Below are 21,533 nucleotides of genomic sequence, written 5' to 3' on the forward strand. Positions count from 1 at the left end.
TTTTAAGGGCTTTTCGACTGAAAACAGGGAATTTTCGCGATAAATACTTTGTTACCCCTGATGCGTTGTCACGCGGGCTACTAGATAATCGCGCGCTACGGGGATCAGCGTTCGTTGGTCCATTTTGACTTAGGTAGAGACTTGTCCGGATCCGATTGGGGAATCATTTTGACCCAGCGGAGTCGGAACAATGCTCGCCAACTTGGCAAGGGTGCCCTGAAAGGTCGGTTTTTTTGTACCGAATCCCTCACAGGCACTTCATCTGGCCGTTGGTTTATTGATCTGTTTTCGGCGAGGGTTGCTCGTGATTGTTAGTCCCTGTAATGCAGCAAAATTGTCTGCCAAACGCTTGCGCAGCGCTCTGGTAGCGGGCTCGGCAGTACTCTGCCTGCTCAGCGCCGGCCAGCTTTGGGCATTCAATCTTGACGATGTGTCGGCCAAGGCCAAAGAGCTGGCCGGGCAGAAGTTCGAAGCCCCGCGCAGCAACCTGCCAAACGAATTCCGTGAAATGAAATTCGCGGACTATCAAAAGATTCGTTTCCGCACCGAAAAAGCCGAATGGGCCGACCAGAAGACCCCGTTCAAGCTGTCCTTCTATCATCAGGGCATGCACTTCGATACGCCGGTGAAAATCAACGAAATCACCGCGAACACCGTCGAAGAGATCAAATACGATCCTAGCCGTTTCGATTTCGGCGACCTGCAGTTCGATCCTAAGGCCACCGAACAACTGGGCTACGCCGGTTTCCGTGTCCTGTACCCGATCAACAAGGCTGACAAGCAAGACGAAATCATGACCATGCTGGGCGCGAGCTACTTCCGCGTTGTCGGCAAGGGTCACACCTACGGTCTGTCGGCCCGTGGTCTGGCGATCGATACCGCTTTGCCGTCCGGCGAAGAATTCCCGCGTTTTCGCGAGTTCTGGATTCAGCAGCCGAAGCCGGGCGACAAGCACCTGGTGATCTTCGCCCTGCTGGATTCGCCACGTGCGACCGGCGCCTACCGTCTGATCCTGCGTCCGGGCAGCGACACCATCGTCGACGTCAAGGGCCAGATGTACCTGCGTGACAAGGTCGGCAAGCTCGGCATCGCGCCGCTGACCAGCATGTTCCTGTTCGGCGCCAACCAGCCGTCGAAAGTGCTCAACTACCGTCGTGAACTGCACGACTCCAGCGGTCTGTCGATCCATGCCGGCAACGGCGAGTGGATCTGGCGCCCACTGAACAACCCGAAACATTTGGCTGTCAGCCAGTTCAGCGTCGAAAACCCGCGTGGTTTCGGTCTGCTGCAACGTGGCCGTGACTTCAGCCACTACGAAGACCTCGACGACCGCTACGACAAGCGCCCAAGCGCCTGGATCGAGCCGAAGGGCGACTGGGGCAAAGGCACCGTCGATCTGGTCGAGATCCCGACCGCCGACGAAACCAACGACAACATCGTTGCGTTCTGGAGCCCGGAAAAACTGCCGGAGCCAGGCCAGCCGCTGGACTTCGCCTACCGCATGCACTGGACCATCGACGAAGCCGCGCTGCACGCGCCGGACAGCGCCTGGGTCAACCAGACCCTGCGTTCGACCGGTGACGTCAAGCAATCGAACCTGATCCGTCAGCCGGATGGCAGCGTTGCCTACCTGGTCGACTTCGAGGGCCCGTCCCTGGCCGCCCTGGCCCCGGATGCAGACGTTCGCAGCCAGGTCAGCGTCGGCGACAACGCCGAACTGGTCGAGAACAGCGTGCGCTACAACCCGGAAACCAAGGGCTGGCGCCTGACCCTGCGGATGAAGATCAAGGACCCGAGCAAGTCCACCGAGATGCGCGCAGCTCTGGTGCAGCCAGTGGTCACCGCTGATCTGGCCAAGTCTTCGGTACCGACGTCCAATTCGTCGGTAGCCAAGGCCGACAAGGTTGCCGCCAAGCAACAAGAGAAAGCCGACAAGGAAGCCAAGGCCGCCGAGGCCAAACAGGCCGACGCCAAGCCGGTTGCAGATGCCAAGGACAAGGCCAACAAAGACGCCAAGCAGCCAGCCGCTGCGGACGCGGCCCCAGCCACACCGGAATCGGCACCGACTGAAGAAGTCCTGACCGAGACCTGGAGCTATCAGTTGCCTGCCGATGAGTAACTCTCAAGTACAGCCAGAGACTCTGTCCGAGTACCTGGCGCATCTGCCGATGACCGACGAGCAGCGCGCGGAACTCGCGGGCTGCCAGTCCTTCAGCGAATTGCATGAACGCCTGTCGTCCAAGACCTTTGACGCGCCGACCGAAGCCGCCCAGGCTTCGGTGGGCAAGCGCCTGACCCTGAGCACCGCCGAAGAGCTGGAAGACGCGGAAATGCTGGTGCTCGACGCCAGCGGCCGGGTCAGCATGAAGGCCACGCCGCCGATCCGTCGGACCAAGGTCGTGCCGGAGCCGTGGCGCACCAACATTCTGGTGCGTGGCTGGCGCCGCCTGACCGGCCGGACCAACCCGCCGCAACCGCCGAAGGACGCCAATGTGCTGCCGGCGGCGCGGTGGCGCACGGTCGGTTCGATCCGTCGCTACATTCTGCTGGTGCTGATGCTGGGGCAGACCATCGTCGCCGGCTGGTACATGAAAGGCATCATGCCGTACCAGGGCTGGTCGTTCGTCGATCTGGAAGAAGTCCTGCATCAACCGCTGCTGCAAACCGCCACGCAAGTGCTGCCATATGCGCTGCAGACCAGCATCCTGATCATGTTCGGGATTCTGTTCTGCTGGGTGTCGGCCGGTTTCTGGACCGCGCTGATGGGCTTCCTCGAATTGCTTACCGGCCACGATAAATACCGGATCTCCGGTAAAAGTGCCGGCAACGAGCCGATTCCGAAAGACGCGCGCACCGCACTGGTGATGCCGATCTGCAACGAAGACGTGCCTCGGGTGTTCGCCGGTCTGCGCGCGACCTTCGAGTCGGTCGCCGCTACCGGCGACCTGGACCGTTTCGACTTCTTCGTCCTCAGCGACAGTAACGACACCGACATCTGCGTTGCCGAGCAGCAGGCCTGGCTGGACGTCTGCCGTGAAGCGAAGGGCTTCGGCAAGATCTTCTATCGCCGCCGTCGCCGTCGCGTCAAACGCAAGAGCGGTAACCTCGACGACTTCTGCCGTCGCTGGGGCGGTGACTACAAGTACATGGTCGTACTCGACGCCGACTCGGTCATGAGCGGCGAGTGCCTGACCAGTCTGGTGCGCCTGATGGAGGCCACTCCGGACGCCGGCATCATCCAGACCGCGCCGCGCGCTTCGGGCATGGACACGCTGTATGCACGCATGCAGCAATTCGCCACCCGTGTATACGGTCCGCTGTTCACCGCCGGCCTGCACTTCTGGCAGCTGGGTGAATCCCACTACTGGGGTCACAACGCGATCATCCGCATGAAGCCGTTCATCGACCACTGCGCCCTGGCGCCGTTGCCGGGCAAGGGTGCGTTCTCCGGTGCGATCCTCTCTCACGACTTCGTTGAAGCGGCGCTGATGCGCCGTGCCGGCTGGGGCGTGTGGATTGCCTACGATCTGCCGGGCAGCTACGAAGAACTGCCGCCGAACCTGCTCGATGAACTCAAGCGTGACCGTCGCTGGTGCCACGGCAACCTGATGAACTTCCGTCTGTTCCTGGTAAAAGGCATGCACCCGGTGCACCGCGCGGTGTTTCTGACTGGCGTGATGTCTTACCTGTCGGCGCCGCTGTGGTTCTTCTTCCTGGTGTTGTCGACCGCGCTGCTGGCGGTGAACACGCTGATGGAGCCGCAGTACTTCCTCGAACCGCGTCAGCTCTATCCGCTGTGGCCACAATGGCACCCGGACAAGGCGATCGCGCTGTTCTCGACGACCATCGTGCTGCTGTTCCTGCCGAAGCTGTTGAGCATCATCCTGATCTGGGCCAAGGGCGCGAAAGAGTTCGGCGGCAAGTTCAAGGTGACCCTGTCGATGCTGCTGGAGATGCTGTTCTCCATGCTGCTGGCGCCGGTGCGGATGATTTTCCACACCCGTTTCGTTCTGGCCGCGTTCCTCGGCTGGGCCGCGACCTGGAACTCGCCGCAGCGTGACGACGATTCCACGCCATGGAGCGAAGCGGTCAAGCGTCACGGTCCGCAGACCCTGCTGGGCTTCTTCTGGGCGCTGCTGGTGATCTGGCTGAACCCGAGCTTCCTGTGGTGGCTGGTGCCGATCGTCGGTTCGCTGATGCTGTCGATTCCGGTGTCGGTGATTTCCAGCCGCGTCGGTCTGGGCCTCAAATCCCGTGACGAAAGCCTGTTCCTCATCCCCGAGGAATACAATCCGCCACAGGAGCTGCTGGCCACCGATCAGTACACCCACGAAAACCGCTGGCACGCGCTGAACGACGGCTTCGTCCGCGCCGTGGTCGATCCACAGCAGAACGCCCTGGCGTGCTCGCTGGCGACCTCGCGTCACGGTCAGGCCGAGCCGATCGAATGGCTGCGCCAGGAACGTGTGCGTCACGCGATCAAGGTCGGCCCGGCCGGGCTGAACAACCATGATCGTCTGCAACTGCTGAGCGATCCGGTGGCCCTGGCCCGTCTGCACGAGCAGGTGTGGGCCGAAGGCCATGCCGAGTGGCTGGACGCCTGGCGGGCTTCGGTGAAAGCCGATCCCCACGCGCCGCTGCTGCCGCTCAAGCCGGTGAGCTTGCAGGCGCAACCGGCCTGATGAAGAAACCCCGCGAAAGCGGGGTTTTTTATGTCCAGAAAAAGAGCCCCCCTCACCCTAACCCTAACCCTCTCCCGGAGGGAGAGGGGACTGACCGAGTTGAATGCTCGAGTTACGCCGACGTGAGATACCGAGTTGAACTCCGGTCTGGAAGACAACGAAGATCGGCTCCCTTTCCCCCTCTCCCCTCTGGGGAGAGGGCTGGGGTGAGGGGTGGTTCTTGAATGTTAAACAAATCGTCCATTAAACCTTGTGCAAAAAATCGAGTGCGTTAGCATCCGTCCCCGAATTGGCGCACCCGGACAATCTTGTCCATTTCTGTCGGTTTTCGCGCCGCAAACGCAATGGTTTTGGGGACTTGAAGATGAAGAAGTATCTGTCGATGCTGCTGGTCGGCGTCACGGCACTGGTTGCAGTCAATGCGGCGCAGGCCGGCGCCATCGACGACGCGGTCAAGCGTGGCTCGTTGAAAGTCGGCATGGATCCGACCTACATGCCGTTCGAAATGACCAACAAGCGCGGCGAAATCATCGGTTTCGAAGTCGACATCCTCAAAGCCATGACCAAGGCGATGGGCGTCAAGCTGGAGCTGGTCTCCACCGGCTACGACGGGATCATCCCGGCGCTGATGACCGACAAGTTCGACATGATCGGCAGCGGCATGACCCTGACCCAGGAGCGCAACCTGCGCCTGAACTTCAGCGAACCGTTCATCGTGGTCGGCCAGACCCTGCTGATCCGTAAAGAGCTGGAAGGCACCATCAAGTCCTACAAAGACCTGAACACCGCCGACTACCGCATCACTTCCAAGCTCGGCACCACCGGCGAGATGGTCGCCAAGAAGCTGATCTCCAAGGCCAAGTACCACGGTTACGACAACGAGCAGGAAGCCGTGCTCGACGTGGTCAACGGCAAGGCTGACGCCTTCATCTACGACGCCCCGTACAATGTGGTCGCGGTGAACAAGGTCGGCGCCGGCAAGCTGGTGTTCCTCGACAAGCCGTTCACCTACGAGCCACTGGCCTTCGGTCTGAAGAAGGGTGACTACGACAGCATCAACTTCATCAACAACTTCCTGCACCAGATCCACGAAGACGGCACCTACGATCGCATCCATGACAAGTGGTTCAAGAGCACCGAGTGGCTCAAGGACATGGAATAAGGCCCGCCCGCTGATCGTTCCCACGCTTTGCGTGGGAACGCCGCCCGGGACGCTCCGCGTCCCTTAGCAAGCGTGACGCAGAGCGTCACAGGATGCATTCCCACGCAGAGCGTGGGAACGAGCGAATCAGAGAAACATTCAATGAAACAGAAAAAAGCCCAATGGCCCTGGCACGTCCTGACTGTGCTGGTGCTGGTCGGCCTGGCTGGCGCGTTGTATTACGCCACGTCGCTGATGTCCTACGAATGGCGCTGGAACCGTGTGCCGCAGTACTTCGCCTATCAGGCCGAGGAAACCCAGCGCGCGACCGACATTTCCACCGTCAGCGAACTGGTGCGCAAGGGCGGCAGCGCGCAGGTCACCCTGCGCAACGATGCCGGTGACGAGCAGCACCTGACCGTCGACGAAAACAGCCTGCAATTCGCTCAGGGCGACGATGTGGCCGAAGGCGACGTCGTGGGTGTGACGCGGCATTGGGCGGCGGGTCCGCTGTTGTGGGGCCTGTGGACCACGCTTTGGCTGTCGGTGGTGTCCGGCGTGCTGGGCCTGCTGATCGGTCTGGCGACCGGGCTGTGCCGGCTGTCGAGCAACCCGACCCTGCGCGACCTGTCGACGATCTATGTCGAACTGGTGCGCGGCACGCCGCTGCTGGTGCAGATCTTCATTTTCTATTTCTTCATCGGCACGGTGATGAACCTGTCCCGGGAGTTCGCCGGGATCGCCGCGCTGTCGCTGTTCACCGGCGCCTACGTGGCGGAAATCATCCGTTCCGGCGTGCAGTCGATTGCCCGTGGCCAGAACGAAGCAGCGCGTTCGCTGGGGCTGAGCGCTGGCCAGTCGATGCGTCATGTGGTGTTGCCGCAAGCGTTCAAACGCGTGCTGCCGCCGCTGGCCGGGCAGTTCATCAGTCTGGTCAAAGACACCTCGCTGGTGTCGGTGATCGCCATCACCGAGTTGCTGAAAAGCGGCCGTGAAGTCATCACCACGTCGTTCTCGCCGTTCGAGATCCTGTTCTGCGTCGCCGGCCTGTACCTGTTGATCAACCTGCCGCTGTCGAAAATCGCCAGCCGGCTTGAGCGGAGGCTCGCGCAAAGTGATTGAAGTCCGCGATCTGGTAAAAGTCTTCGACACCCGTGGGCAGGTGGTGCGCGCGGTGGATAACGTCAGCACTTCCGTGGCCAAGGGCGAAGTGCTGGTGGTGATCGGCCCGTCCGGTTCAGGCAAGTCGACGTTCCTGCGTTGCCTCAACGGTCTGGAAGAATTCGATTCCGGCTCGGTGAGCATCGACGGCCTGCAACTGGCCGACCCGAAAACCGACGTCAACGCCTACCGCCGCGAAGTCGGCATGGTGTTCCAGCATTTCAATCTGTTCCCGCACATGACCGTGCTGGAGAACCTGTGCCTGGCGCAGAAAGTCGTGCGCAAGCGTGGCCAGAAGGAAAGCGAAGCCAAGGCCCTCGCGCTGCTGGAGAAGGTCGGCATCGCCCAGAAGGCCCGCGAATATCCGTCGCGCCTGTCCGGCGGTCAGCAGCAGCGCGTGGCGATTGCCCGGGCGCTGGCGATGGATCCCAAGGTCATGCTGTTCGACGAGCCGACCTCGGCCCTCGACCCGGAAATGGTCGGCGAAGTGCTGGACGTGATGAAGAACCTGGCCGTGGAAGGCATGACCATGGTCTGCGTGACCCACGAAATGGGCTTCGCCCGGGAAGTGGCGGATCGGGTGCTGTTCTTCGATCACGGCAAACTGCTGGAAGACGCCTCGCCGTCAGAGTTCTTCGATGCACCGAAGGATCCGCGAGCTCAGGCGTTCCTGCGGCAAGTCCTCTAAACGCAGGACAAAAAAAACGCAGCCATTGGCTGCGTTTTTTTATCACTGATCGTTCCCACGTCGAGGCGTCGAACCGTCTGCGTGGGAATGCCGCCCAGGACGCTCTGCGTCCCTTGGCAAGCGTGACGCGGAGCGTCACAGGATGCATTCCCACGCGGAGCGTGGGAACGATCGGGCGTCCACTTACACCTTGAACCGGCCCACCAGTGTTTGCAGGTGAGTGCCCAAACGCGCCAGCTCGACGCTGGAGGCCGCCGTCTCTTCACTGGCCGCCGAGGTCTGGTCCGAGACATCCCGCACGTTCAGCACGCTGCGGTTGATCTCTTCGGCCACGGCGCTCTGCTGCTCGGCCGCCGCGGCGATCTGCTGGTTCATCGCCTGAATCGCCGAGACGGTGCGGGTGATGCTTTCCAGCGAACCACCGGCGCGACGCGTCAGCTCGACGCTGCTGTCGGTCAGGGTGCGGCTGTTGTCCATGATCGTCGCGACTTGCTGGGTGCCGTTCTGCAGACCCACGATCAGCTCTTCGATCTCTTCCGTGGACTTCTGAGTGCGCTGGGCGAGGCTGCGGACTTCGTCGGCAACCACCGCAAAACCACGTCCGGCTTCACCGGCACGGGCGGCTTCGATGGCGGCGTTGAGGGCCAGCAGGTTGGTTTGTTGGGCCACGGACTTGATCACGTCGAGCACGCTGCCGATCTTGTCGCTTTCGCGCTTGAGCTCGCCCATGGCCTCGGTGGAGTGGCCGACTTCGGCAGCCAGACGTTCGATCTGGGCAATGGCCTCGCCAACCACCTTGTCGCCTTCGCGGGCCTGCTGGTCAGCAGCGACCGCTGCTTCCGAAGCTTCCTCGGCGTTGCGCGCGACTTCCTGCACGGTGGCGGCCATTTCGTTCATGGCGGTGGCGACCTGGTCGGTCTCGATTTTCTGATTGTTGACCCCGGCGCTGGTCTGCTCGGTCACGGCGGACAATTCTTCGGCAGCGCTGGCGATCTGGGTCACGCCGTCGCTGATGCCACCGATCAATTCGCGCAGGCCTTGAGTCATGCTCTGCATCGAGCGTTGCAGTTGGCCAAGTTCGTCACGGCGCAGGGATGCCAGGTTGTGGGTCAGGTCACCGGCGGCCACACGCTCGGCAACTTTCAGGGTCTGCTCCAGCGGGATGATGATCTGGCGGGTGATCGCCCAGGCGGCGAGCAGACCGAAGGCCACGGCCAGCAGAGTGGCGATCAGCAGCTGGTTCTTGGCGCTGGCAGCATCGGTGTTGCGGACGATGGTCTGGGACACCGTGAGCTTCTTGCTGACGTCGAGCAGGATATCGCCTTGGGCCGACATGCGAGCCAGCGCCTTGGCGTTATTCACCTGGGAGTCGCGGAACTGGCTGACGGCAGCGCGGTAAGCCTTCAGCGATTCGGTGGCTTGCTGCAGGTTGGCGATGTGTTGCTCGGGCAGTTTGCTCGGCAGGCTTTCCAGATTGTTCAGGGCGGCGGCGATGGCATCCAGCGCCGGCTGTTCGGCCTCGGCCTTGCCGCTGTAGGTGTAGCCGCGCACCTGATAGCGCGCCTGTTGCAGCAGTTTGCTCAGCTCGATCACGCTGTTGAACTGCGCGACGCTGTCGCCTTGCAGCAGGGATTTCTCGACTTCGCTGACCTTGGCCACGGCGTTGTCGGCGCTGGCGCCGAGTTTGCTGCGGGCGTCTTCACGCTGCGCGGTGGCCTGGGTCATGTCGCCGAAGGCGCGTTTGTACTCGGCGACCGCTGCCAGTTGCTGATCGATCATGGCCACGTCGGACGGTTGCTCGATCATGCCGCGGGCGCTTTGCAGGCCGCTGTCGAGTTTGCCGAGCAGGTCGTTGACCGCGCCGGGGCCCTGTTCGCCACGGCGGGCTTCGTAGTCCAGACGCGCCAGGCGCAGGTCTTTGGTCAGCTCGTTGAGGCCGGAGATGAAGCCGAGCTTGTCGCCCCGGCTGATGATTCCGCTCATGCCGGTCCAGCCGGTGAAGGTGATCAACAGGGTCAGCAGCAGCACCAGGCCGAAACCGATTCCAAGCTTACGTTTGACGCTGACGTTTCCAAGACTCTCGGCTAACCAACGGTACATGCGACGACTCCCTCGGACCACTAATTGGACTTATGGGGAGGGTATCGGCCGGATGATGGCAATCTGTAACGCCTTTTGTCCGGCGAAGTGCTTAGAACAGAAGCGCTCAGAACAACCGGGCCAGCAGCGCGGTGACGGCAGTTTCGACCCGCAGGATTCGCTCGCCAAGCTGCACCGGTTGCAGGCCGGCCTTGGTCAGCAGATCGATTTCGTAGGGAATCCAGCCACCCTCGGGGCCGATGGCCAGGGTTACCGGTTCGTTCAGGGCGCGGGGGCAGGGCGGGAAATTGCCCGGATGACCGACCAGGCCGAGGGTGCCGTCGGTGACGGCTGGCAGGCGGTCTTCGACGAACGGCTTGAAGCGCTTCTCGATGATGATTTCCGGCAGCACGGTATCGCGTGCCTGTTCGAGGCCGAGGATCAGTTGTTCGCGAATCGCTTCCGGCTCGAGGAACGGCGTCTGCCAGAAGCTTTTCTCGACCCGGTAGCTGTTGACCAGAATCACCTTCGACACGCCCATGGTCGCCACGGTCTGGAACACCCGGCGCAGCATCTTCGGGCGGGGCAGGGCGAGCACCAGGGTCAGCGGCAGTTTGGCCGGCGGCGGTTGATCGAGGGTGACTCGCAGCTCGGCTTCGCCCGCGTCCAGACGCAGCAGCTCGGCCGAGCCCATCTGCCCGTTGATACGCCCGACCCGCAGGCTGTCGCCGACTTCCGAGCGGTGGACTTCCTGCATGTGGGTCAGGCGCCGATCACGCAGCACGACGCGGTCGGCCGCGATGAAGTCGGCCTCTTCGAGCAGCAGCAGGTTCATGGCTGAGTCGCTGGCGGCTGGTCGTTGTGGTCGTCGGCGGTTTCTTCCGGGCGCTCGCGTTTGCTGACCAGACTGCCGAACAGGATGCCCACTTCGAACAGCATCCACATCGGCACGGCCAGCAGGGTCTGGGAGAAGATGTCCGGCGGTGTCAGGATCATGCCGACCACGAAGCAGCCGATGATCACATACGGACGAATCTTCTTCAGGTATTTGACGTCGACCACGCCGATCCACACCAGCAGCACCACGGCCACCGGGATTTCGAACGCCACGCCGAAAGCGAAGAACAGCGTCATGACGAAATCGAGGTAACTGGTGATGTCGGTCATCATTTCCACGCCGGCCGGGGTGGCCGAGGCGAAGAACTTGAAGATCAGCGGGAACACGAAGAAGTAGGCGAACGCCATGCCGGTGTAGAACAGCAGGATGCTGGAGATCAGCAACGGCACTGCGACGCGCTTCTCGTGCTTGTACAGGCCCGGCGCGATGAAGCCCCAGATCTGATGCAGGATCACCGGGATCGCCAGGAACAGCGAGACCATCATCGTCAGTTTCAGCGGCGTCAGGAACGGCGACGACACGTCGGTGGCGATCATCGTCGCGCCGGCTGGCAGGTATTCGCGTAGCGGCGTCGAGACGAAGGTGTAGATCTGCTGGGTGAAGGCAAACAGCCCGGCGAAGATGATGAAGATCGCCGCCACGCAACGCAGCAGGCGGGTGCGCAACTCGGTGAGGTGCGAAACCAGCGGCATGTGCTGGTCGTTTTCGGGGAGATCGCTCATGGGGCTCGCGGCGGCAGAGTGGTGTCGTGAGGCGCTGGTGTGGTCGGCGCGGCGGTTGGGGCTACGTGTTCAACCGAGGCTGGCGCGACGACAGGCGCTGGTTCGGTTGGCGCTACAGCAGGTGCCGCTGGCGTTGGAGCGGCAGGGCTGTGAATCGTCTGCTCACCCACGTGCTCGACCGGCGTCGGCTCCTGCTGAACCGGCGTGAAAATCTTCCGCGCCTCCTGTTCCAGCGACAGGATGTGCTCATTGTGCAGTTGCCGACGAATTTCGTCGGCACCGATTTCACGCTCAACTTCCTGTTTGATCGCGTTGAAGCTGCGCTTCAGCCGTCCGACCCACAGGCCGGCGGTGCGTGCAGCGCCCGGCAGACGCTCGGGACCCAGCACCAGCAGGGCAACGAGGCCGACGAGCAGCAGTTCAGAGAAGCTGATACCAAACATTAGTCAGTGCTCACACGTCTTTGCGGATCGGCTCTTCGACTTTCTGCGCCTGCACGTCGATGGTGTGCGGCGGGTTGGCCTGAGCGGTGGCTTGCGGCTGGACCGGCGGTACCGGTTGCGCAGGCGTGACGGTCGGATCGGCCGGTTTCTCGTCGTCGTTCATGGCTTTACGGAAGCCCTTGATCGACTCGCCGACGTCGGTGCCGAGGTTTTTCAGTTTCTTGGTACCGAACACCAGTACCACGACCACCAGGATGACGATCCAGTGTTTCCAGTCAAAAATGCCCATGTTGCTGTTCCTCTCTAATAGTTGTTCAGGCGGACGGGCGCGAGGCTTTCTCGACGTGTCCGGACAGGCCGAAACGGCGATCCAGTTCATCCAGCACCGCCTGCGGATGCTGCCCCAGCTGGGCAAGCATGACCATGCTGTGGAACCACAGGTCGGCGGTCTCGTAGATCACGTCGCTGCAGTCGCCGCTGACGGCGGCGTCCTTGGCGGCAATGATCGTTTCAACCGACTCTTCGCCGACCTTCTCCAGAATCTTGTTCAGACCCTTGTGGTACAGACTGGCGACATACGAGCTGTCGGCGGCTGCGCCTTTGCGCTCTTCCAGCACCTGAGCAAGGCGGGTCAGAGTGTCACTCATGTTTGTGTCCTGCGGAATAGATGGCGTGCGGGTCTTTCAGGACCGGGTCGACCGTTTTCCAGTCGCCGTTTTCGAAGACGCGGTAGAAGCAGCTTTGACGGCCGGTATGGCAAGCGATGTCGCCGATCTGTTCGACCATCAGGATGATGACGTCGGCGTCGCAGTCCAGACGCATTTCATGCAGCGTCTGTACGTGGCCGGACTCTTCGCCCTTGCGCCACAGCTTGCCACGGGAACGTGACCAATAGATGGCACGGTTTTCCGCCGCGGTCAGCTCCAGGGCTTCGCGGTTCATCCAGGCCATCATCAATACGCGTCCGGTCTTGTGATCCTGGGCAATCGCCGGCACCAGGCCATCGGCGTCCCACTTGATCTCGTCCAGCCAGTTTTTCATCTTCGACTCCGACAGCGAACCCACACTTCAATAGTCGGGCTCAGGCGTTGAAACAGTGTGCCAGCCGATCACGGAACTGGCTATCGGCGAACGACCAGATACAAGCCGACGGCCACCATGATCCCGGCGGGCCAATGCCCCAGTTCGTGCATCGGGCCACCGGCGGCGAGGATCGTACCGCCCGCCAGATGGGCGCTGCCGAGCAGGCGCAGGAACCAGTCGTCCTTGCGTTTTTTCCACGGTGGCGGCGGGTCGTTGGCGTGGGGCTGGGACATGCGTTCGAGCAGATCGCGGGCCATGTTGGCCAGGTGCGGCAGTTGTTCGAACTGGCTCTGGACGTTGCCGATCAAGGTTTTCGGGCTGACGCGCTCGCGCATCCAGCGTTCGAGGAACGGCTGCGCGGTGTTCCACAGATCCAGATCCGGATACAGCTGACGGCCCAGGCCTTCGATGTTCAGCAGGGTCTTTTGCAGCAATACGAGTTGCGGCTGCACCTCCATGTTGAAGCGGCGCGCGGTCTGGAACAGGCGCATCAGCACCTGGCCAAATGAAATATCTTTTAATGGTTTTTCGAAGATCGGCTCGCACACGGTACGGATCGCCGCTTCGAATTCGTTGAGCTTGGTTTCCGCCGGCACCCAGCCCGAATCGATGTGCAATTGCGCCACGCGGCGGTAGTCGCGCTTGAAGAAGGCGAACAGGTTGCGTGCCAGATAGTCCTGGTCTTCCGGGGTCAGGCTGCCGACGATGCCGCAGTCGATCGCGATGTACTGCGGGCTCCACGGGTTGACGGTGCTGACGAAGATGTTGCCCGGGTGCATGTCGGCGTGGAAGAAACTGTCGCGGAATACCTGGGTGAAGAAAATCTCCACGCCGCGTTCGGCAAGCATCTTCATGTCGGTGCGCTGGTCGGCGAGGGTCGCCAGATCGGTCACCTGAATCCCGTAGATGCGCTCCATCACCAGCACTTTCGGCCGGCACCAGTCCCAATAGACTTGCGGCACGTAGAGCAGCGGCGAGCCTTCGAAGTTGCGCTTCAACTGGCTGGCGTTGGCTGCCTCGCGCAACAGGTCGAGTTCGTCGTAGATGGTTTTTTCATAGTCGCTGACCACGTCCACCGGGTGCAGCAGACGAGCGTCGGCGGAGACCTTTTCGGCGGCGCGGGCGAGGATGAACAGCCACGCCAGATCCTGGGCAATGATCGGTTTCAGGCCCGGGCGGATCACCTTGACCACTACTTCTTCGCCGGTCTTCAGTTGCGCGGCGTGTACCTGTGCCACCGAAGCCGAGGCCAGCGGTTCGACGTCGAAGCGGCTGAACACTTCGCTGATCTTCTTGCCCAGTTGTTCTTCGATCAGTTTGACCGACAGCTGCGAATCGAACGGCGGCACGCGGTCCTGCAACCGCATCAGCTCATCGGCGATGTCTTCCGGCAGCAGGTCGCGGCGAGTCGAAAGGATCTGCCCGAACTTGATGAAGATCGGCCCCAGGTCCTGCAACGCCAGGCGTAGGCGTGCGCCACGGCTCAGGTCCAGCGGCTTGCGCGGGAACCAGCGCCAAGGCAGGACATAGCGCAGCGCCAGCAGGAACCACGGCAAAGGCAGGTCGAACAGCAGGTCATCGAGGCGGTAGCGGATCACGACGCGCTGGATGCGCAACAGACGGCGGACGGCGAGCAGCTTCATGCGTTATCGCTTGGGTCGAGGGATCGGGAAAGGCGCTCGAAGCGCGCCTCGAGACGTTCCAGATCGAGTTTGATCCGGTCCAGTTCGCTGAAGCGGGCTTCGGCTTCGCGCTGACCGACGAGGGTACGCGATTCTTCGGCCAGGTATTCGGCGAGGTTCTGGTTGAGGCTGGCAAATCCTTGTTGATACCAGCGGGCGCGGCTGCGCAGGTGACCGCCGACCAGTTGCGTGGCGACCGGGCCCAGCCAGCGCGAGAGTTCGTACTCCCAGTCCAGCTCCAGATCCTGCAGCACGCCCGCCAGCTCCAGCAGCACGCCGCTGTCACCGTCGAGTTCGACTTCCGGCGCGTGCAGCACCGCCGTCTTGTCCTTGCTCAGGGCCAGTTTCACCAGGCTCGAGGCCGGGGCGCGCAGGGTGCAGTCGACGCCGGTTTCCCAGTGGGATGCCAGCATCAGGCCTTCGTCGCTCGGCAGGATGAACAGTTGCAGCGCCGGGCTGCGGCAATCCACGGCAATCACTTTGCCGGTCAGGTGCGCCAGTCGCGGCAGCGCCGTGCTGTCGAGACGCAGCACGCGGTTCAGGCCGAGTTCGACGCTGGCGAGCAGCCCGGTCAGCAGCATCAGGGTTTGATGCCGCGGTGCAGGGCGACGATGCCTGCGGTCATGTTGTGATAGGTCACACGGTCGAAACCGGCGTCGACCATCATCGACTTCAGGGTTTCCTGATTCGGGTGCATGCGGATCGATTCGGCCAGGTAGCGATAGCTTTCCGAGTCGTTGGTGATCAGCTTGCCCATCAGCGGCATGAAGGCGAACGAGTAGGCGTCGTATGCCTTGGACATCAGCGCGTTGGTCGGCTTGGAGAATTCCAGCACCAGCAGGCGACCGCCCGGCTTGAGTACGCGCAGCATCGAACGCAGGGCGTCTTCCTTGTGCGTCACGTTGCGCAGGCCGAAGGCGATGGTCACGCAGTCGAAATGGTTGTCCGGGAACGGCAGCTTTTCAGCGTCGGCCTGAACGAACTCGACGTTGCCCGAAACACCGACATCCAGCAGGCGGTCACGACCGACCTTGAGCATGGATTCGTTGATGTCCGCGAGAACCACCTGACCGGTCGGGCCGACCAGGTGCGAGAATTTCTTGGTCAGGTCGCCCGTACCGCCGGCGATGTCCAGCACGCGGTTACCGGCGCGCACGCCCGACAGTTCGATCGCGAAACGCTTCCACAGACGGTGCATGCCGCCCGACAGAAGGTCGTTCATCAGGTCGTACTTGGCGGCCACGGAGTGGAACACCTCAGCGACTTTTTCCGCTTTCTGGCTTTCCGGAACGTTTTTGAAGCCGAAGTGAGTGGTGGGTTCGGCATCGCTGCCTTTGCGCTGATCAGTCATATCGCTGTCACCAAAAGAGAATGCGCGACATTCTAATCCCCAAGCCATGCTTTGTCTTGGAATGGCTAAAGGTAAGATGGGCAACCTTCGGGACGATTTGCCGCAGTGGCGGTCAAGATTCGTTGCAGGCATTCATAGCCCCATTCAAAAAGCAGGAGTCATTCAATGGCCCATATCAGTGTTGAGCGTGCCCACAGCCTGGGCAAGGAAGCGGCCCGCGAGAAAGCCGACAAACTGGCGCAAAAACTCTCCGATCAATATGGCCTGGAGCCGCAGTGGTCGGGCGATGTCCTGAACCTCAAGCGTTCGGGCGTGAAGGGCGCGGTGCATGTGGCCGAGGATTCGATCCGGGTCGACGTGGAACTGGGCCTGATGATGTCGGCCATGAGCGGCATGATCAAAGCCGAGATCGAAAAGGCGCTGGATAAAGCGCTGGTCTGATCAGGACAAAACGGGGAGCTTCGGGCTCCCCGTTTTTTTCTCGTGCACCTGCCTTTTATGTCAGTTGTTAGGGTGCCGTTTCTAATTTTTCTCCCTACTTTGTGCCTGAGCCCGACACTCGTCAGGGCAGTTCCTCAAACCTTCTGCGCGTGAGGTGCACCATGGCCAAAGTCATTTTGAAGAAAAAAATCGACGCTTCGACTTCCGCTCTGAGCGACGTCAAGTCCTATGCCCGCAAGATCTGGCTGGCAGGCCTGGGTGCCTACACCAAGGTCGGTCAGGAGGGCAGCGAGTACTTTCAGGAGTTGATCAAGGCTGGTCAAACTGTTGAAAAGAAAGGCAAAAAAGCCGTCACCGAAAAACTCGAAGCGGCCAACGCCGAGATCGATGAAGCCAAGAGCGAAGTCAGCTCTTTCAAAGGCCGGGTCGAAGTTCAGCTCGACAAGGTCGAGAAGGCGTTCGACACACGTGTGGCCAGTGCCTTGAATCGTATCGGCATTCCGTCTAAACATGACGTTGAGACACTCTCTGCTAAGCTCGATGAGCTGACGGCATTGCTCGAACGCGTCGCGCGTAAATCTTAAGGAGAACGGGATGGCTGGTAAAAAGAACACCGATAAAGAAGGCAGCTCGTGGATCGGAAAAGTCGAAGACTATTCCCGCAAGATCTGGCTGGCTGGTTTAGGCGTGTACTCGAAGATCGACACTGACGGCAGCAAGCTCTTCGATACATTGGTCAAAGACGGCGAGAAAGCCGAGAAGCTCACCAAGGCTGCAGTTGGCAAGAAAGTCGATGCTGCCAAGGATTCTGCAAGCTCGGCAAAATCGCGCATCAGCGGCGTGAAAGATCGCGCACTGGGCACCTGGGATCAGCTGGAAGGGGCTTTCGACAAGCGCCTGAACAGTGCGATTTCGCGCCTGGGCGTACCGAGCCGCAACGAGGTGAAGGATCTGCACAAGAAGGTCGATACCCTGACCAAGCAGATCGAAAAACTCACCGGCCTGAAAGCTCAGCCTGTCGCGGCGAAAACCGCAGCAGCCAAGCCTGCGGCCAAAACCGCTGCCAAGCCACTGGCTAAAGCCGCCGCCAAACCGGCCGCAAAACCAGCAGCCAAAACTGCTGCCGCCAAGCCTGCAGCGAAAGCCGCGGCCAAACCGGTTGCTGCCAAGGCCGCCGCCAAGCCGGCTGCAAAATCAGCCGCTAAACCTGCGGCCAAGCCAGCAGCCAAACCAGCAGCGAAAACCGCAGCAGCCAAACCCGCCGCCAAGCCTGCCGCCAAACCGGCTGCGGCGAAAAAGCCTGCAGTGAAAAAACCGGCCGCGCCGAAAGCCGCTGCACCGAAAGCTGCAGCACCAAAACCGGTGACCACACCGCAAGCACTGGCAAGCACGTCGAACTCCGCCTCGGCTCCAACCCCGGCGCCTGCTCCGACTGCTGCATCGACGCCGTCGACGCCAACCAGTCAGTCCTGATTTTTCAGGGCTCAAGAAAACGCCCGGCCTGTGAAGGTCGGGCGTTTTTTATATCTGATCCAAGAGCCCCTCACCCCAGCCCTCTCCCGGAGGGAGAGGGGGCCGATTGGGGGATGCTTCAGTCTTACGTCGGCCTGAAAGTGAAGCATTGAATCCATAATCGATAAGGTCTTTCAGGTCGATGTCTAGCGTAAGACAACTCCGTAGGTTCCCTCTCCCTACGGGCGGTCCGACGTTTCGGGAGGGCTAGGGTGAGGGCAGCGATCTACCTGACTCACTCGTGATCTTCGAGGTACTGCAAAGCCATCCTCTCCGTCGCCACCTTCACCGGCGGCAACAGATGCGGCGCCACCAGCATCATGATCTGGTACACCACCAGCCGCACTTCCCCTTCGCGATCGAGAATCCGCTGATAGTCCAGCGAGAACAGCAGCGTCATGGTGATCTGCTCCACCAGTTGCCCCAGCGCCTGGGTGTCGCTGACCAACTGCCCCGACGCCTTCAACCGCGCCAGCAATGACGCCAGCGTGCGCTTGAGCACGTTGAGGAACTGGCGAATGCCCTTGGCCAGTTTCGGCAGGCGCCCGGCCAGGTTCGACAGGTCCTGGAACAGAAAACGGTACTGCGCCAGCCGTTCGACGATCAGGTGCAGGAACAGCCAGTAATCCTCCGGCGCCAGTTCGACATCGGCGGGAGGGTCGAGCAGCGGGGCGAGGTCGTTCTGGAAGCGCTCGAACAGTCCGAGAATCAGCGGTTCCTTGCCGTGGAAGTGGTAGTAGAGGTTGCCGGGGCTGATCCCCATTTCATTGGCAACCTCCATGGTGGAGACGTTCGGCTCGCCCTTTTCATTGAACAACTGCAGGGCACATTCGAGGATCCGTTCGCTTGTTTTCATCCAGTCTTCTTAAAAGGGCTTGAGTCAGTCAGCGCACACGCACATAGGTGCCGGGTGCCGCTTCCATCGGTGGATAATTGGCGTTGCCGAGGGTCATCTGGGTTTCGCGCAGCGTGCCGGAGCGCTGCTGCACCCACTCCAGCCATTGCGGCCACCAGCTGCCGTCGACTTTCTTGGCGTCGTAGTACCAGGCGCGCGGATCACCGCTGAGCTTTCCGTTCTCGACGTAATGGGCTTTCGGGTTGCCCGGCGGGTTGAGGATGCTCTGCACGTGGCCGCTGTTGGACAGCACGAAGCGCCGCTCACCGCCCAGCAACAGCGTCGAGCGATACACCGCGTCCCACGGCGTGATGTGGTCGTTCATGCCGGCCACGCTGAAACTGTCGACCGTGACCTTCTGCAGGTCGATCGGCGTGCCGCACACTTCCAGGCCCCCCGGATGGGTCAACGGGTTGTGCTTGAAGAAGTCCAGAATGTCGCCGTGAAACGCGGCGGGCAGGCGGGTGCTGTCGTTGTTCCAGTAGAGAATGTCGAACGCCGGCGGCTCCTTGCCCAGCAGATAGTTGTTAACGAAATAACTCCAGATCAAATCGTTGGGGCGCATCCAGGCGAACACCTTGGCCATGTCGCGGCCGTCCAGCACGCCTTTCTGATAGGAACGCCGCTTGGCCGCTTCGAGCGTCTGCTCATCGGCGAACAGGGTGGCCGGGGTGTTCATCTCACTGTCGAGCAGGCTCACCAGATAGGTGGCGCTGGAGACTCGCCGCAGCTGCCGCTTGGCCTGCAGATGCCCTTGCAGCGCCGCGATGGTCAGCCCGCCGGCGCAGGCGCCCATCAGGTTGACCTCACGGGCGCCGGTGATCGCCCGGCAGATGTTCATCGCTTCTTCCACGGCTTCGACGTAGGTCGACAGGCCCCATTCGCGATGGCGCACATCCGGGTTGCGCCAGCTGATCATGAAGGTCTGCAAGCCGTTCTTCAGGGCGAACTGGACGAAGCTGTTGCTCGGGCTGAGGTCGAAAATGTAGTACTTGTTGATTTGCGGCGGCACCACCAGCAGCGGTTTCGAATACTGCTTTTCGCTCATCGGCCGGTACTGGATCAGCTCGAGCATTTCGTTGCGAAACACCACTGACCCTGTGGTGGTGGCGACGGTCTTGCCGACTTCGAATGCCTGTTTGGTCACCTGGCGCGGCAGGCCGTCGTTGTGCAACAGGTCGTCGATCAGATGGCTGAGACCGCGCACCAGACTGTGGCCGCCAGAGTTGAACAGTTCCTTGACCGCCAGCGGATTGAGCAGCGTGTTGGAAGGCGCCACGGCGTCGTTGAGCAGGGTGAAGGCGAAGTGTGCGCGGGCGCGGTCGTCGTCGCTCATGCTGCTCTCGTCGATCCAGCTCTTGACCTGTTTCTGCCAGGCCAGATAAGCCTGAAGGCTGCGCCGATAGAACGGGTTCAGGCTCCACGCCGGATCGGCGAAGCGGCTGTCCTGCGGATTGGTCGGGTGGAGGGTTTCGCCGAGCAGCACGCGTCCGAGCGCGCCTCCCAGCTTCAAGGCGTGTTTTGCACTGTGGATCGGATTGCGCAGCCCGTGGGCCGCAACGTTGCGCAAGGTCGAAATCAGGTCCCGGCCGCGCAGACCGGTCATGGCACTCTGTGCATTGATGAACACGGCGGGGCTGGGCACGACGCCCGTCGCTGGTTTGTCACGCATGACTCAACACTCCTTCGTCTTCAGGCCAAAAACAAACACACCGAACCAGAACACCATAGACGCTGTTGCGGGTTGCTGCCTGCGTGGCCTCCTGCCACGCACCTGTCCAGACGCGTTGCAAAACGCTGTCCAGAAATCCGTCCCGGGACGGTTATCCGCCCAGCGGTGTCGGGTGCGGATGCATCACCGCACGCTGACGTTCCTCCTGGAGGAATTTCATGATGATCGGCGCCACCGCCTCGGCCCGGGTAATCAGGAACAGGTGCCCGTCGTCGATGATGTGCAACTGCGCGTTGGGGATTCGCCAGGCGAGCATGCGCATGTTGATCAGCGGGATCAGCGGGTCGTCATCGCCGGCCAGCACCAGCGTCGGCTGGTGGATCTTGTGCAGCCAGTGAATGCTGGTCCAGCCCAGGCCCGCGAACAGTTGCCAGTAGTAACCGAGCTTGCCCGCCGAACGCACCTTGGCCGCATGGCTGGCGGCGAGTGTCGGGTCGCGGCGGAACGAGCCGCCGTAGATCATCGGGGCGATGCGGATCACATGGGACGGCTGGATGTAGCGCCGCGGGCTGGCCATCATCCACAGCACTTTCGGCTTGCCCGGCACCATCACCGCACCGGCGGCGGTCGCCGCCAGCACCAGCTTCTTGCAGCGCTCGGGATAGTCGTAGGCAAACTGCTGCGCCAGCGCGCCACCCCAGGACACGCCGATCACGTTGACCTGTCCGTAGTCGAGGTAATCGAGCATCCGTGCGGTGAGTTTCGCCAGTCCCGGAAAGCGATACGGTCGGCTCGGCGTCGAGGAACCGCCGACACCGGGCACGTCGAAGGCGATCACTTCCAGGTCCGGATCCAGCGCCGCGACAAAAGGAAACACCAGCTCCAGGTTGGCGCCGATGCCGTTGAATATCAGCAAGGGCGTCAAGTGAGGCTTGCCGGGGCGGACCGCCGTACGGATAGTCTGGCCATCCAGCTCGACAGTTCGAAAGATGAACGGGTGCGGCATGCTTCAAGGCCCTGTGGGTCGATCTCTATGTCAGCCTCAATCCCCTGTGGGAGCGAGCCTGCTCGCGATAGCGGTGT

21 protein-coding genes and 1 pseudogene are annotated in these 21,533 nt (G+C 61.6%); 8 read left to right on the top strand and 14 right to left on the bottom strand.

All coding sequences use genetic code 11. The features are described from left to right. Nucleotides 1-304: 304 nt before the first annotated feature. From EIY71_RS24625 to EIY71_RS24645, 5 genes are all read left to right on the top strand, one after another. Nucleotides 305-2,119 carry a glucan biosynthesis protein G gene (locus EIY71_RS24625; protein WP_129972281.1) on the top strand — a complete coding sequence of 605 codons (1,815 nt, stop codon included), beginning with the start codon at nt 305-307 and terminating at the stop codon, nt 2,117-2,119. Beyond that, a complete protein-coding gene (gene mdoH, locus EIY71_RS24630; protein WP_102687887.1) occupies nt 2,112-4,682 on the top strand; it encodes a glucans biosynthesis glucosyltransferase MdoH in 2,571 nt (856 codons plus the stop codon). Before EIY71_RS24625 ends, mdoH begins: the two co-directional genes overlap by 8 nt. Nucleotides 4,683-5,046: 364 nt before the next feature. Further along, nucleotides 5,047-5,844, top strand: a complete 798-nt coding sequence (locus EIY71_RS24635; protein ID WP_039772466.1) for a transporter substrate-binding domain-containing protein — start codon at nt 5,047-5,049, stop codon at nt 5,842-5,844. Nucleotides 5,845-5,985: 141 nt separating this feature from the next. Further along, nucleotides 5,986-6,945 (top strand): amino acid ABC transporter permease, encoded by a 960-nt coding sequence (locus EIY71_RS24640; protein WP_007952431.1) that lies wholly within the window; start codon nt 5,986-5,988, stop codon nt 6,943-6,945. Then, nucleotides 6,938-7,672, top strand: a complete 735-nt coding sequence (locus tag EIY71_RS24645; protein WP_085608399.1) for an amino acid ABC transporter ATP-binding protein — start codon at nt 6,938-6,940, stop codon at nt 7,670-7,672. Before EIY71_RS24640 ends, EIY71_RS24645 begins: the two co-directional genes overlap by 8 nt. A 183-nt stretch (nt 7,673-7,855) precedes the next feature. On the opposite strand, the gene EIY71_RS28980 is transcribed toward EIY71_RS24645, so the two are convergent. The 11 genes and pseudogenes from EIY71_RS28980 to ubiE all read right to left on the bottom strand — a co-directional run bounded on the left by EIY71_RS28980 (nt 7,856) and on the right by ubiE (nt 15,930). Beyond that, nucleotides 7,856-8,728, bottom strand: a complete 873-nt coding sequence (locus EIY71_RS28980; RefSeq protein ID WP_371850981.1) for a methyl-accepting chemotaxis protein — start codon at nt 8,726-8,728, stop codon at nt 7,856-7,858. Further along, nucleotides 8,711-9,772, bottom strand: a pseudogene (locus EIY71_RS28985) (methyl-accepting chemotaxis protein); the annotation flags it as partial. The pseudogene EIY71_RS28985 and the gene EIY71_RS28980, both read right to left, overlap by 18 nt. Nucleotides 9,773-9,878: 106 nt before the next feature. Next, nucleotides 9,879-10,586: a 16S rRNA (uracil(1498)-N(3))-methyltransferase gene (locus EIY71_RS24655; protein ID WP_134023474.1), complete on the bottom strand. Its 708-nt coding sequence runs from the start codon at nt 10,584-10,586 to the stop codon at nt 9,879-9,881. After that, complete coding sequence (gene tatC, locus EIY71_RS24660) at nt 10,583-11,371, bottom strand: twin-arginine translocase subunit TatC (RefSeq protein ID WP_007952425.1); 789 nt, start codon at nt 11,369-11,371, stop codon at nt 10,583-10,585. Before tatC ends, EIY71_RS24655 begins: the two co-directional genes overlap by 4 nt. Further along, nucleotides 11,368-11,814 carry a Sec-independent protein translocase protein TatB gene (tatB, locus tag EIY71_RS24665; RefSeq protein ID WP_102687890.1) on the bottom strand — a complete coding sequence of 149 codons (447 nt, stop codon included), beginning with the start codon at nt 11,812-11,814 and terminating at the stop codon, nt 11,368-11,370. Before tatB ends, tatC begins: the two co-directional genes overlap by 4 nt. Before the next feature lie 10 nt (nt 11,815-11,824). Further along, nucleotides 11,825-12,103 (bottom strand): twin-arginine translocase TatA/TatE family subunit, encoded by a 279-nt coding sequence (locus tag EIY71_RS24670; protein ID WP_007952423.1) that lies wholly within the window; start codon nt 12,101-12,103, stop codon nt 11,825-11,827. 25 nt (nt 12,104-12,128) lie between these two features. Further along, nucleotides 12,129-12,461 (bottom strand): phosphoribosyl-ATP diphosphatase, encoded by a 333-nt coding sequence (locus EIY71_RS24675; RefSeq protein ID WP_007952422.1) that lies wholly within the window; start codon nt 12,459-12,461, stop codon nt 12,129-12,131. Beyond that, a complete protein-coding gene (hisI, locus tag EIY71_RS24680) occupies nt 12,454-12,855 on the bottom strand; it encodes a phosphoribosyl-AMP cyclohydrolase (RefSeq protein ID WP_007909357.1) in 402 nt (133 codons plus the stop codon). Before hisI ends, EIY71_RS24675 begins: the two co-directional genes overlap by 8 nt. Nucleotides 12,856-12,935: 80 nt before the next feature. Next, nucleotides 12,936-14,540, bottom strand: coding sequence for a ubiquinone biosynthesis regulatory protein kinase UbiB (ubiB, locus tag EIY71_RS24685; protein WP_134023476.1), 1,605 nt, complete (start codon nt 14,538-14,540; stop codon nt 12,936-12,938). Then, nucleotides 14,537-15,160 carry an SCP2 domain-containing protein gene (locus EIY71_RS24690; RefSeq protein ID WP_007952419.1) on the bottom strand — a complete coding sequence of 208 codons (624 nt, stop codon included), beginning with the start codon at nt 15,158-15,160 and terminating at the stop codon, nt 14,537-14,539. The genes ubiB and EIY71_RS24690 overlap by 4 nt, the downstream gene beginning before the upstream one ends. After that, nucleotides 15,160-15,930, bottom strand: a complete 771-nt coding sequence (ubiE, locus tag EIY71_RS24695) for a bifunctional demethylmenaquinone methyltransferase/2-methoxy-6-polyprenyl-1,4-benzoquinol methylase UbiE (RefSeq protein ID WP_007952418.1) — start codon at nt 15,928-15,930, stop codon at nt 15,160-15,162. The genes EIY71_RS24690 and ubiE overlap by 1 nt, the downstream gene beginning before the upstream one ends. A 165-nt stretch (nt 15,931-16,095) precedes the next feature. On the opposite strand from ubiE, the gene EIY71_RS24700 reads away from it, so the two are divergent. The 3 genes from EIY71_RS24700 to EIY71_RS24710 all read left to right on the top strand — a co-directional run bounded on the left by EIY71_RS24700 (nt 16,096) and on the right by EIY71_RS24710 (nt 17,844). Further along, nucleotides 16,096-16,371, top strand: coding sequence for a polyhydroxyalkanoic acid system family protein (locus EIY71_RS24700; RefSeq protein ID WP_007952417.1), 276 nt, complete (start codon nt 16,096-16,098; stop codon nt 16,369-16,371). Nucleotides 16,372-16,532: 161 nt separating this feature from the next. Next, complete coding sequence (locus EIY71_RS24705; RefSeq protein ID WP_039772451.1) at nt 16,533-16,955, top strand: phasin family protein; 423 nt, start codon at nt 16,533-16,535, stop codon at nt 16,953-16,955. Nucleotides 16,956-16,965: 10 nt separating this feature from the next. Next, on the top strand, nt 16,966-17,844 hold the full coding sequence (locus EIY71_RS24710; RefSeq protein WP_102718296.1) for a phasin family protein: 879 nt from the start codon (nt 16,966-16,968) through the stop codon (nt 17,842-17,844). 274 nt (nt 17,845-18,118) lie between these two features. Here the strand turns inward: EIY71_RS24710 and EIY71_RS24715 are convergent, their stop codons facing one another. The 3 genes from EIY71_RS24715 to phaZ form a co-directional block, all read right to left on the bottom strand. Then, nucleotides 18,119-18,739 carry a TetR/AcrR family transcriptional regulator gene (locus EIY71_RS24715; protein ID WP_007952414.1) on the bottom strand — a complete coding sequence of 207 codons (621 nt, stop codon included), beginning with the start codon at nt 18,737-18,739 and terminating at the stop codon, nt 18,119-18,121. 28 nt (nt 18,740-18,767) lie between these two features. Next, nucleotides 18,768-20,450: a class II poly(R)-hydroxyalkanoic acid synthase gene (phaC, locus tag EIY71_RS24720; protein ID WP_085746408.1), complete on the bottom strand. Its 1,683-nt coding sequence runs from the start codon at nt 20,448-20,450 to the stop codon at nt 18,768-18,770. A gap of 151 nt (nt 20,451-20,601) precedes the next feature. After that, complete coding sequence (phaZ, locus tag EIY71_RS24725) at nt 20,602-21,456, bottom strand: poly(3-hydroxyalkanoate) depolymerase (RefSeq protein WP_007952412.1); 855 nt, start codon at nt 21,454-21,456, stop codon at nt 20,602-20,604. Between the last annotated feature and the right edge of the window lie 77 nt (nt 21,457-21,533).

The organism is Pseudomonas sp. CH235, from assembly GCF_004368175.1.
In the GTDB taxonomy this organism is placed as follows: Bacteria; Pseudomonadota; Gammaproteobacteria; order Pseudomonadales; family Pseudomonadaceae; genus Aquipseudomonas; species Aquipseudomonas paraglycinae.